8 protein-coding genes are annotated in these 13275 nt (G+C 52.1%); all 8 read right to left on the bottom strand.

Annotated elements, in window-relative coordinates:
• Positions 1–5: 5 nt before the first annotated feature.
• The 8 genes from EJQ19_RS02860 to EJQ19_RS02895 all read right to left on the bottom strand — a co-directional run bounded on the left by EJQ19_RS02860 (position 6) and on the right by EJQ19_RS02895 (position 13207).
• Positions 6–1811 (bottom strand): alpha-L-fucosidase, encoded by a 1806-nt coding sequence (locus EJQ19_RS02860; protein WP_126139691.1) that lies wholly within the window; start codon positions 1809–1811, stop codon positions 6–8.
• A 27-nt stretch (positions 1812–1838) separates the two neighbouring features.
• Complete coding sequence (locus EJQ19_RS02865; protein ID WP_126139692.1) at positions 1839–2789, bottom strand: aldo/keto reductase family protein; 951 nt, start codon at positions 2787–2789, stop codon at positions 1839–1841.
• Between the two features lie 154 nt (positions 2790–2943).
• Positions 2944–6069: a discoidin domain-containing protein gene (locus tag EJQ19_RS02870; RefSeq protein WP_164716280.1), complete on the bottom strand. Its 3126-nt coding sequence runs from the start codon at positions 6067–6069 to the stop codon at positions 2944–2946.
• 191 nt (positions 6070–6260) lie between these two features.
• Positions 6261–8597, bottom strand: a complete 2337-nt coding sequence (locus tag EJQ19_RS02875; protein ID WP_164716281.1) for a discoidin domain-containing protein — start codon at positions 8595–8597, stop codon at positions 6261–6263.
• Between the two features lie 123 nt (positions 8598–8720).
• Positions 8721–9533 (bottom strand): helix-turn-helix transcriptional regulator, encoded by an 813-nt coding sequence (locus EJQ19_RS02880; protein ID WP_126139695.1) that lies wholly within the window; start codon positions 9531–9533, stop codon positions 8721–8723.
• Between the two features lie 79 nt (positions 9534–9612).
• Complete coding sequence (locus EJQ19_RS02885) at positions 9613–11262, bottom strand: ABC transporter substrate-binding protein (RefSeq protein ID WP_126139696.1); 1650 nt, start codon at positions 11260–11262, stop codon at positions 9613–9615.
• Between the two features lie 37 nt (positions 11263–11299).
• On the bottom strand, positions 11300–12214 hold the full coding sequence (locus EJQ19_RS02890) for a carbohydrate ABC transporter permease (protein WP_241242700.1): 915 nt from the start codon (positions 12212–12214) through the stop codon (positions 11300–11302).
• 15 nt (positions 12215–12229) lie between these two features.
• A complete protein-coding gene (locus EJQ19_RS02895) occupies positions 12230–13207 on the bottom strand; it encodes an ABC transporter permease (RefSeq protein WP_241242701.1) in 978 nt (325 codons plus the stop codon).
• Positions 13208–13275 lie beyond the last annotated feature (68 nt).

Here is a 13275-nt window from a genome sequence, read left to right on the forward strand (position 1 = left end):
TCCCGTCAGCTCCCTGTTCCTGATGTCAACGTTATCCGTATTTCCTTCAACTGCATAAGTACTTCGCCACTGATCTCGAGCGGCTTAACCTGAACGGCATACTCGCCTACTTCAGGAAAATAGAGGTCGCCGATGTCAAAAGACTGAAAGATGTACCCGCCGCCAGTTCCCCGTACTTCCGCTATAAGCGACTGATTCCCGGCACTCACTTCAAACGTGCCTCCCGCTGAGCTCTCTTCTGCGCCGTACACGGCTGTCAGGCGATAAGCACCCGGGGTTACAAGGCGAACCGGCCACACGATCGCATCGTGAACGTGATGCCAATCCTTCACCACATCGCGGCCTGCCTTGCCGGTGTCAAGTCGCAAAGCGCTGCCCGACAATTCTCCATCGAATACGCTGAAAACGGTTGTTTCTCCGTCCGGAAAAACGACAGGACACGGGTTGGCCTGCAGTTCGCCTTCAAATTCAACGGCAACCACTGTACAGATGGCATCGAGCGGAGTCGCCGGGAGATGCACAGCAAAGTCGCCCTCGGAATTGACCACCTGGCAGACCAGTTCCTCGCGCTTAGGATCGGCGAGCAGATATGCCCGGCGAATTGCATTGCGAAGGCCTGGGACGAAAAGCCTGCCTTGCTGCGGCCACGTCCAAATGTGCAAATACAGCGTCTGGCCCTTCCAGGTGCTGCGGCCCCACGGCGTTTTGCCAATCGGACTTCGCTCTGTCCCATAAATGCTGTCGCCATTGACCTTGAGCCAACGGCCGATGCCTTGCAGCCGCTCGAGTGAAACGGGATCAAACTCCCCTGCGCCCGTCGGGCCGACATTGATCACATAATTCCCGCCCATACTGACGACGTTGATCATATCGTGCAGCACATCTTTCAAACTGCGCCAATTCTGGTCGGTTTGATTGTATCCCCAAGAGTGATTTAACGTCGCTATCGACTCCCAATCTCGTTCTAGCTGGCGGACATGAAGCTGGTTATCGCCCGTATTCTCATAATCGCCAAACCCGCTTCGCCGAACCCGGCGATTGACCAAGCACGTATTCTGAAGATCATGAACCCAGTCCTCGAACCGTCGTCCCTGCTCATCCGTCACTTTATGCCCGCAATCGAACCAGACAATCCCGATCGGACCGTACTGCGTTAACATTTCATGGAGCTGCGGAAACGCCTTCTCCTCCAGGTACCTCTCGTACCGGGTACGTTTATCAGAATCGTGGATCCAAGATTCCAAAGTATCGTACGCCCCGATATTTCCGGGAAAATCCAGCGTGTTTCCTTGAGAATCCGGGTGATGCCAGTCCATCGCATGCGAGTAGTACAAGCACAGCCGAACATCCTCCTGTCGGCATGCCTCGGCCAGCTCGGCGACGGGGTCTCGACCAAACGGCGTCGCCTGTACAATGTTATAGTCGCTGACTTTCGAGTCATACATCGCAAATCCGTCATGATGCTTCGCCGTAAAAATCAGATAGCGCAAACCCGCCTCTTTGGCGGCCCGGACCCACGCCTCCGCTTGAAATCCGCTTGCCGTGAACGACTCCGCAATGCGGGCGTATTCTTCCCGGGGAATACGGGCTCTTAATTGCAGATGCTCCGCATAAGCGGCATGAACCGTTTCGCCGTTCCATACGCCCCCCGGGACGGCATATAAGCCCCAGTGAATAAATAACCCGACCTTGGCTTCGCGCCACCAGGCAATTCTATCTTCTCTCGCTTTATTCACGCGAAGGGCTTCTTGCTGCTTGAACAGCCGGCTGTCCGATTCTGCGTTATCCATCAAATGATCGATCGTTGCCATCTTGCTGCCTCCTTTTCGTCCAATTGCCTAGCTGGCCAATATCACATCGATTTCCAGCAAATCTGCCTCCGCAAGCTTGATGCCGGAAGCCTTCACATTCTCCTCCACCTGTTCCGGGCGGGAAGCGCCGATAATGCAGCTCGCTACTTGCTCCAGCCGTAAAATCCATGCCAAGGCAAGCTGAGCGAGGCTAAGCTCATTGCGCTTTGCAATCTCTCCAAGCTTCTCCACTTTGATCAGAAGATCTTCCTTCATAAAATTAAAAATCGCGCCGTTCATTAGCGGATCCGCCGCCCTCGAATCGGTCGGAATCGGCATGCCAGGCTTATATTTGCCGGTCAGAATCCCTTGCGCGAGCGGTGAGAAAACGAGCTGGCCGATGCCCTCTCTTTGGCACACGGGTACAATCTCCTTCTCAATGCCCCGTCTAAACATATGGTATTGCGGCTGATTGGCTACGATCCGATTGAGGTTCAGCACTTTGGCCGTATGAACCGCATCCAGCAGTTGATCGGCCCTCCACATGCTTACGCCGGTATAGAGTACTTTGCCTTGCCGAATCAGATCATCCATCGCACGCAGTGTCTCTTCGAGCGGCGTATCGTCATCGTAACGATGGCACTGATAAAGATCGATGTACTCCACGCCGAGCCGTTTGAGGCTCGCATCACACTGTTCCCGGATATGCTTGCGCGACAAGCCTCGGTCATTCGGCCCATCGCCCATCGGCACGCACACCTTGGTCGCAACCACATAGGAGTCTCTGCGATACTTGGACAGCGCTTTGCCTACGACTTGCTCCGCTTCGCCCTGATGATAGCAGTTCGCTGTATCAAATAAATTGATGCCCAGTTCATAAGCTTTATCAATAATACGCTCAGATTGACGGCCATCAATCCCGCCTCCATAGGTAAGCCAACTGCCTAAGCTGAACTCGCTGACTTTTAAACCGCTGCCCCCTAAACGTCTGTACTTCATATTGGCCTCCCCGTTCTGGATTTCCATGCTACATGACTTGATCATACGCCCCTCATGCCATTTGTACATTATTAGAACTTATAGTCGTATGTCTTTTTTTATGATTGAATGAGCCAACAGCCGCTTCGGAATCCCAAAGCGGCTGTTTCACTGCTTATTTCACTTGTAACGGTGCGATCATTTCGAGAAGGCGGTTGGCATTGGCCGCATCGATCGTTTTGCTGCTTTGTGCCTGAAGCCACTTTTCCAAGGCATGGAGTGCCGGAAAGCGCTCGGAATGGGAGGCCTTTTGAATGACCGAAACCAATACCATCATCGTTGTATACGTATGCTCAGAGCGAATCCAGCCTTGCTGTTTGGCGTAGATGACCGCTTCATCCAAATGCTCGATGTCCATATTGACCTGGAGGGTATACGTTTGCTGCAAAAGGTGGCCAACCTGATCCGATGCGCGAACCGTAACGGTATGACGACCGACGGATAAACTCAACGGCTCTGCCGTATAGGGGAGGGGTACAGGTTGACCATCCAGCGTGACCGTGGAGCTGTTCACACCGCTTCCTGCGTCTGTGATTTGAAAATCGAGCCGAACCGGATCTGTCGCATACACCGACATCGTTACAGTCGGGACGATCCGAGGTGCGGAGAGATCGATCTGGACGCTCGCCGTTCGCTGCTGCTCCTGATTGCCCGCTGCATCGATACTGTAATACGTCAGGGTGTGAGTACCCTCCGTCTCAATCTCAACGGTGGTGCCTTCCGCAAATGCGCCGTCGTCGATGCGATAAAACGTATGGGCGACACCCGAATCCGCATCTGCCGCAGTCAAATGAACGGTCTGCTCCTCCGTCTGCCAGCCGCTTCGCGCATCGTCGGTTGTAACGGGAGGCGTCGTATCCATACGCTGCCCGCCAATATACATTTCATTGATATTGTTCCACGTATCTTTGGAGTTGCCCTTGCCGTTGTACTTGATATATCTCGCGTTTACAGCCCCGAATGGGAAAATTTCCAACCCGGCCGTTTTTCCGCTGCTCTTTCCGCTATAGACCGTCGTCCATGTTGTTCCATCCTCGGATACCTGCAGATCGAAGATATAGCGGTCGACATCCCCTTTCAAAAAAGCAATGACAGCCGAGCGAACCGGCCGAATGTCGCCCAAATCAAATTGTATCCACTGTGTGGTGCCTTTTGCTGCATACCTTGTAGTCAAGTCGCCGTCGATGGCCATGCTCGGCGGGAAGCTGGCATGATAGCCTGCGCTGGCGGTTACACTCTGAATCGGGAAGGAAATGAATCGGTCCGGCACTTCCCCATAGATGGGGAACCCGGTCAGCTTTACTTCGTACTTCGATTGCAAATACGGATCCAGGCGGTCTTTCACCGTCACGACGGCCGTTCCAAATACGTCTTGCGGCTGGGCAATTTCCACCACATGCTCGCTCGTCGCACTAATCGTCGGGATAACCTTCGTACCTAGCGGGACCGCAACTGAATACGTATGTGTGCCTGGGGAAAAGCCTGGGACCGACACGCCGTTCACTTGCAAATCCGTCAGCTTGGGTTGAAGCGCTTCGATGGGCGGCGTCGCGCTTTTGGACAGCACCACCTGGTCCAAACGTGCACCGTCGCCTAATCCGCGAATGGTCAGGAGATGCAAGCCATCGCTGAGCGGGAAAGTCTGTGCCACTGTTGTCCAGCCCCAGTCGGATGCCTGGATCGGGAGGGCAGCTTCCGGCCCGCCATCCAGCGACACCATAAAGCTGCCGCCCGGCGCTGCGCCGTGGTCGCCTGCGGCGCCGAAAGCATGCAGGTACACCTGGCCGCCATGTGCAACATTCAGGCTATACGTGAGCTCGGATGCCGTATCGTCAGGCGCTTGCATGTAGGCGCCTTTGAAGCAGCTATCGCAAACGGCCCGCGTAAATCGGCCAATGCGGCTGGAGTACGTCTCCGCTTCCATAGCCGGAGACAAATCGGCATCGACATTGCGCGTCCAGCTCCGGTGGTCCTTCACCCACATGACACGGGCAAAATAAATCGGACTTGTCAGCGTGGTGCTCATATAATATGGATTCGCCAGCAACTGGTACGTAGCCGGGTCGGGATCATAAGGAGCAATATGCAAATACTCGCTCCACAGATTGGTCAACGTACAGGTCGTTGGCAGCCCGTCCACTTTGCAATAGAAATTGCCGCTGCCGTTCGAGATCACATAGCGGATCGTGTTGGACAGCTTCATGAGTGTATCCAATGTCACCCCATATTTGCCCCGTTCGTAAGCTCGTGTCATCCCCATGACATCATTAGCGGCATGGACGCCGTCCGCATCCTCGACTTTACCGAAGTAATCCGCCACATACCACCATTTGTACACCTCATGCCCGTTCACTTGATATGGCTGCAAGGAGCTCGTGAACCAATCGATGGAAGCTTGGATGATGCTGTCATACAAATTGACTCTCGCCTGATCATCGGCAAGCAGCTCATGCGCTTCCGCCAATCGCATGAACCCGTTGTTCATCATCATTTGCTGATTCCATGGAATCGGGGTATTCGGTGCTGCGCTTCCCGTTGTACTCCAGCGGGGATCCTCCGGCCAATATTGGCGCAGCGTATCCGGTTTCACAAAATTCGGGATCATGTACGTGTCGATCGTCTGATCCAGCTCCGCAACGTAAGCCTTCGCCCGCTGCAGATAGGTTTCACCGTACGCAGCACTGTTGCCGAAGGGCACGACCTGATTCCAAATGCTTTTATTTTCCAAAATCAGCTTGGCGCTATACGCAATATGACCGATAACGTCGCCATTCTCACTTCCCGAGTACCCTTCGATGACTAAGCCGTCGCTGTTGACTTCGCCGATTTTTTTATTCGGCCAGACGAGCTCGCGGTTCCCGTTCCATAACACCCGACCGGTATCCGGGTTGTTGCGGGCCGACAGCATAAGTTCTGAGAATCGGATCATCTGATCCAGAATCTCCGTATCTCCGCTGATCTCATACATATACCCCATGGCCTCTACATTTTGGCCGCTTGGGCCATAAACAAAATCGTTTCCGAGATTGCTCACCGGAGGTGTGACGGAAGAGGATAAGATATATTGTTTAAAAGAATCAATTTCCTCCTTCGTCACAGGTCCCGTCAGGCTGTTCACCACCATCGGCATCCCCGCCGCAGCGGATGCTTGAGAGGCTGATGCCCCCCACATCCCGGTCCCCAGCAGCGTCAGGGTCATTCCATAAATGGCTAGCTTTTTCCTTGCTGCAGACAACATCATGCTTCCTCCTTCAATATCCATTTGAAAACGCTCTCACAACAGCTTCTGCTTCCCACAGAACGCTTGCTGTTGCTTCGATCATAAAAGAACAGCAATACTCGTTCATCATGGTGATTTAAGGAACTATGAAACAAATTTACGTTCCGGCAACAAACACCGCACAACCTCTTGAGGCTGTGCGGTGTTTGGTTCTACGGCGTATACACTTCGATTTCATTAATGGTCGGCACGGCGCTTGCCGTGCTGACATACAGCCGAACATAACGCATCGTCACCGGTGAAAAACTGATCGTTTTGCTCGCGCCGAGCGTCGTTCCCGACGTGCCGGGAATGTCTGTAAACGTGCTGCCGTCGGAGGAAGATTGCAGTTTATACGAGGTTACGCGCTGATACGTCGTTTCTTTGACAATCACTTGGTTCACCGCCATGGCCGAGCCAAGATCGACGCTGATCCATTGATTGGCTGTCGATCCGCTTGAGGCTGACCAGCGTGTGGCCGTATCCCCATCAAATGCATTCGCAGCGGGATAAGAAGTGCTCCACGTCGTGGAAGCGCTGTATGCTTTGCCAAGCGCCGCATTGCCCCCGGCTGCGAGCGTCGTAGCGCTTGTCGTGCTGCTTGCGGCCGAGCTATTGCCTGCCGCATCCCTGGCTTTAATCGTGTAGCTGTAAGCCGTTGATGCCGCTAAGCCGGTGTCGCTATACGAGGTGGAGGCTGCCGATCCGACCAGCGTACCGCCACGGTAGACGTCATATCCGGTGACGCCGACGTTATCCGTCGAAGCGTTCCAGCTCAGATTGATTTGGGAGGAAGAGGAAGCCAAAGCCGTCACGCCAGTCGGAACGGTCGGTGCTTGCGTATCCGAACCGCCGGAAGTCGTCATTCGGTAAACCTCCATTTCGTCAATCGTTGGCACATCGCTCGCAGACGTTACAAACAGTCGCAAATATCTTGCGCTGACGCCCGTAAAGTTAATCGTTTTGCTCGCTCCAATGGTCGTCCCTGCCGTTCCGGCAATATCCGTGAACGTCGTCCCGTCGTTGGACGACTGCAGCTTGTAAGCGGTCACCCGCTGGAAGGACGCTTCCTTCACCATCACCTGATCAAACGTCGTACTCGTGCCAAAGTCGACACTTAGCCACTGATTGGTCAGCGATCCACTCGCTGCCGACCAGCGTGTAGATGTACTGCCGTCGAACGCTTTATCCGCCGCATAGGAAGCGCTCCATGTCGTTGATGCGCTGTATGTTTTGCCGAGGGCGAGATTGCTTGCACTGCCGCCCTGGTTCAGTTGTTTTTTCACCCACATGAGGCGGGAGTACGTCGCCATACTCGTGCTCGTCATATTTTGCAAGCTCGCATTGGCTAACGTCGTATACATATCGGGCCGCAGCGCAGCCAGGAACAGATTGCCGTTGCGAGGGTACGTCGTCGGCGCTCCGTGGCCCGTTCCGTCCGTGCCATCGACGCGTCCCGCATAATCGTTCGCACTGCGCATCATCACATCGGCGTACATATTGGCGAACGGCATCATCATGCTCGCCGTAATGCCGTAGCGTCCGCTGAGGAAGGCCCGGTAGAAACCGGCGACGTCGAGGCTCGCGTGATTGGAGTCTTCGCCGCCCAGCAGCGTCGGATTGTAGCCCCAGTTATATGTCGTATTGCCTTTGCTGTTCGTGTACGTCTGCTTCGCTGTATCATTGCTGAAAAACCAGTTCAGGTTCGTCTGGACAATGTTGTCGTATTGAGAAACCAGCGTTGGATTATCGCCAATGATGGCATGTGCGGCTGCCAGATTCTGCAAACCGTAGGAAATCATCATTTGCTGATTCCACGGCATAATCGCTCCGGTCATATAGGGGGATTGAGCGGAAAAATAATATTTATTGCCTTGGGAAAGATCCAGCAGCGACGGCAAGATAAACTGGTTGACCACGTAGTCTGCCTCATTCACAAATGTGGCCGCGCGCTGTCTGTATGTCGCGCCATGCCCGTAAGTATCGGTCACGGGGACCGTCGTGTTCCAAATCGCCGGTGTCTGCAGAATCAGCTTCCCGCAGTAGGCGAGATGCCCGACAGGGTCGCCATTTGCCGAGTCGGCGGAAGCGGTGCCGGTGTTATTGCCCGGCCAAACCGGAGCAATCGTATTCGTCCAGACAGTGCGCTGACCGTAAGGGGCAGGAAGAAGATCGTTGCGCTGGGACAGCAGCACATCGCAGAAGTAAATCATCCGGTCCAGAATGGCCGTATCACCCGTCAGCTCATACATGAGCCCCAGCGCCTTGATGTTCTCGCCGCTTTTACCTTGGGCATACTCGCCTTGCATAGAGCCGGTATTCGGCCAGACAACAGGCTCGACCGTCTGCATGTACGCCTTAAACGAATTAATTTCGTTCTGGGTAATCGGCCCTGTCAAGCTGTCCACCGTCATGGGGTCTGCGGCTCTCGCCACCGTCCATGGAAACAACCCGACCACCAGCGCAAACAGCAAACCGATTACGAGCACCCGCTTCCGTTGTATCCGCATTACAATTCCCTCTTTCATCGTCTCCATCGGCTGGAGGAATGGCTGATATTGCTTCTCTTCCTACATAATAAAGCGATTTCATAAAAGTGGGAATTCGTGCAGCTAACGACAATTAGAATAATATTAACTTTTCGACTGGCGAAACTCGGACGGCGAGACGCCCACGTGCTTTTTAAATGCGGCAGAAAAATGCGATGGATCCTGAAAGCCTGTCATTTTCGCAACTTCATGAATCGAGATCGCCGAGCAAACAAGCAATTCCTTGGCCTTTTCCAATCTCCGGTCAAATATGTACTTCATCGGCGAGACGCCAAGATGCGACTTAAACAATCGGATAAAGTAATTCGGATGAAAATAGGCATATTGCGATAAATCGTGGATGCTTAGCTCCTTGTTCAGATTCGCATCGATATATTGAATCGTTTCAATGAGTTTGGACAGAGAAGGCATACTTGCATCGCGCTCTGATTTTCGATCGGCATGATCGATATAATAGGCGATCAGCTCCTGCAGAGCCGATTGAATTTTGAGGGATGCGGTCAAGGTGGAATGCGAACTGTGCTGAATTAATTGTTGAAAATGGCCGACCACAACCGACGGGTGCTGTACGGAAATGATGGCTGGCAGGCGCAGTGCGCGAAAGAGCGGATGAAAATCAAGATTGGAGGTGAAATGGCACCAGTACATGGTATAGGGAGAAGCCTGGGTGACGGTATAGCTCTGGATGACGCCGGCAGGCGCAAAAAACAGCTGCCCCTTCTGCGGGGCGTAGGCTGTGCCATTGACCGTAATTTGGCCAAATCCATCGCTAATATAATAAAGTTTATGATAACCGGGAATAAAATCGTTCCGCTCCCAAGTTGGCGGGCAGACGGAATGCTTAGCACCGAGCAGACTCATTTTCAAATGGTAAAATAAATGACTTGTCAGCTGCATAACCGCCACCTCCTTTACGGTACGTTCGCATGGAAGGAAAAAGCCCCACCCGGTTGCGGAGGGCGGAGCTTACTTGCTGTTATTTTTTCAAAGCGTCAAACGCGGTTTGATAGATCTGCAAGTATCTAGGCAGCTTCATATTATCCAGATTTTTCAAATATTCATCCCATTTCTTATCGATGTCCATATCCCCGATGATCATGCGCGCCGTCGTTTCTTTGCGGTAATCCTCGATCGTTTTGCTGATATTGGCGATTTCGTCCGTCTGCTCATTCGTAAAGTTCAGCGTTGGAATGATTTTCTTCGGATCCGGTTTGTACGGCTCGTATTTCGTTAGCGTTTCTTTGTAGAGGATATCCTCGAGCGGATTTTTCGGGTCGGCCGTTTGCCCCAGGCGCCATTCGTTGGTTCGCAGGGAAGGACCGACCTGCCCCCATGTTGCGTTCTTTGCGCCAGGTGCGGAGGTGCCCAGAACGGAATATTTGGCCGGCTTGCCGTTGATGCCGATGTCATTCGGCCCCGCCGTTTTCCATTCCAGATCCGGTCTGCCGAGGACAGCGCGATTCGTCGCTTCTTCTGTGTACAGGAAGTCCGCCAACCGCAGCGCGATTTCAGGGTTCTTGGCTTTATTCGTAATGACGAAGGAACCGGTTGTGATGCCTTGCGGAATATACTTTGAAGCCTGAACGCCTTTCGGTCCCTTGAGGGGTGGAACGGCGACATAATCTTTCCAGCGTGTACCGTCCTGCGTATTGAACACCGTCGGATTCTGAGCGGCAATGACGCCTAAAATTTCAGCATCCGGATTCTCGCCTAATTTGCGAAGCTGGTTGCGGTCTTGCGTCAAGGACTGCGGATCGATCAAGCCTTCTTTAAACAGTTTGTTGATGTATTTCAAGCCTTCTTTATACTCAGGCTGCGTATAGGCTGCGGTAATTTTGCCATCCTTCAGAAACTGCATGTTGCGATCGCTGTCAATGAACGCTTCCATGAGGAACGTATCGATGTACGAGTTGGCGATATTCGCGCCGACGAAAGGCAGCTCATCTGCTTTTTTGTTGCCGTTCGGATCTTTCGTTTTAAACGCTTTCAGGACTTCATAAAATTCATCGGTTGTCGTCGGCATCTTCAGGCCTAGCGCATCGAGCCACTTCTGATTAATCCACAGCTTGGTGCTGTGCATACAGTGGAAGCATTCGTTCACGGAAGGCATACCATAAATGTTGCCATCGGCAGCGGTTGAAAGCTCCTTCGTATACGGCAGCGCTGCAAACATTTTTTTCGTTTCAACGCCATATTTGTCAATCAGCTTATTCAGCGGAATAAATACGCCGTCTTTTCCGTACAGAGACAGCTGCACAGGGTCGATATTAAAGCCGAGATACACATCCGGGTAATCCCCGCTGGCCATTGAAATGTTCAGCTTTTGCTTAGGGTCCGTAGCTACGTCCCATTCGATGTGTATGTTCGTTTTTTCTTCCAGCCATTTCGTAAATTCATTCGTAGCAAAGTTCTCTACATTCGGGCTCGTTCGCGACATCACCTTGAGGGTCGTTTTCTCTTTCGTGATCGGCAGCACGCCCGGCGGGTTCACAACCTCATTTGAAGCGGTGGACGCTGGCTGTTTCGAGGCATCCGCTGTGGTTTGTGTCGTCTGGCAGCCGCTTAATACAACGGTTGCTGACAAGCCTATGGCGAGTGCAATACCCCCTATTTTCTTCCCTTTCATGTGCAATCCTCCCTTTTTCATCTATGGAATGGACTGGCTACCCTTTTAGAGAGCCGATCATCATGCCCTTAACAAAGTGACGCTGGATAAACGGATAAATGACAAGCACTGGAATCGTGGACACGACGATTAAGGAGTATTTGAGCAGCTCCCGCATGCCTTCCCGCTGGGCCGCACCGACAACGTCGGTAATGATTTCCTCATCGAACGTGTTCTTCACGAGCACATCCCTAAGAATAATTTGAAGCGGGAATAAATCCGGCGACTTCAAGTAAAGCAGTGCCGCAAAGTAGGTATTCCAATGCCCGACCGCGTAAAATAAGGAGAGCACGGCGATAATCGGCACCGATAAGGGCGCGACGATTTTGATCAAAAACTTGTAATCGCTGCAGCCGTCCAAATGAGCCGCTTCCAGGATTTCATCCGGAATGGTCGTTTGAAAATAGGTCCGGGCAATAATCACGCTCATAACGCTCATGAGCCCTGGAACAATCAATGCCCAGCGGGTATCCAGCAGGCCGAGGCTTTTGATCAGCAAATAGTTCGGAATGAGTCCCCCGCCAAACATCATCGTGAATACGAACACCGCCATAATGACATTGCGGATAAAAAAATCTTTGCGTGACAGCGGATAGGCCGCCATCAGCGTTACCATGACGTTAAAGAACGTCCCGACCACGGCGTAATAGATGGAATTCCCGAAACCTACCCACACTTGCTTATTCTTGAACACAGCCTCGTACCCTTGCAGGTTGAACTCCACAGGCCACAGCCACACCCTGCCTGAAATGACGGCGTTCGAGGAGCTGAAGGATGCGCTTAGGACATAGACGAGCGGGTATAAGACCGAGAGTGTAAACAGAATTAAAACCGTGTAGTTCAGAACGTTAAAGATACGATCGCCTTTCGATTCTTGAATGCTGGCCGATTTAACCGCTTTCACTGATTTCAAACGATACACCCTCCTTTACCACAGGCTCGTTTGGCCTAATTTTTTGGCAATCTTGTTCACCGAGATCAGCAAAATTAAGTTTACAATGGACGTAAACAAACCGATTGCCGATGAGTATGAGAACTTAATCCCTGTCGAAAGCAAACCGACCTTGTACACATACGTGTCGATGACTTCCGATGTGCTGAGATTCAATGGGTTTTGCATGAGAAGCACTTTCTCAAAGCCTGAATCCATCAGATTGCCGACACTCATGATCAGCAATATGACGGCTACAGGCAAAATGCCGGGAATATCCACATGCCACATCCGCTGCACCTTCGTCGCGCCGTCCATAACGGCCGCTTCATGCAAGGATGGATCGATCGCCGCCAGCGCCGCCAAATAGATAATGCAGCTGTATCCGACGTTCTGCCATACACCTGACCAGACATACAGCGATTTAAAATAGTCGGGATTTCCGAAAAAGTCGAGTTTCTCGAAGCCCAATTGGGCAAGAATCATATTTACGATCCCTGTCTTGGGATCAAGCAGCTGCATGAGAATACCGATCATGACAACCATCGAAATAAAATGCGGTGCATAGGTCACCAGTTGTACGGTCTTTTTGACCGATGAACGCCCCACGTAATTCAAGCAAAGCGCCAAAATAATGGGGAACGGAAACCCCGCCAAAAGCCCATAGAAGCTGAGCCCCAGCGTATTGCGAATCACTTTCCAAAATTCATAGGAGTTAAAAAATGTCATAAAATGCTTCAAGCCTACCCAATCGCTGCCCAAAAACCCTTTGTACGGCACATAATCCTGAAAGGCAATCATCGCCCCGTACATGGGGATATATTTAAAAACGATAATGTACAGAATGGGAATAAGCGACAGCAAATACAACTGAGGTACCTTTCTGATATTGCGGAAGAGCCGTACAAACCAATTTGTTTTACCTTTTGGCTTGACTTGGCGCGCTGCCACAGTAGTCTCGGTGACGATCTCCAACTCGAACCTCCTCCTCTCTTTTGTTATCTTTATGATAATTTTTTGAGAGGAGGGCAGCATACTAGTTT

This window comes from Paenibacillus whitsoniae (assembly GCF_003955665.1).
Lineage (GTDB): Bacteria > Bacillota > Bacilli > Paenibacillales > NBRC-103111 > Paenibacillus_E > Paenibacillus_E whitsoniae.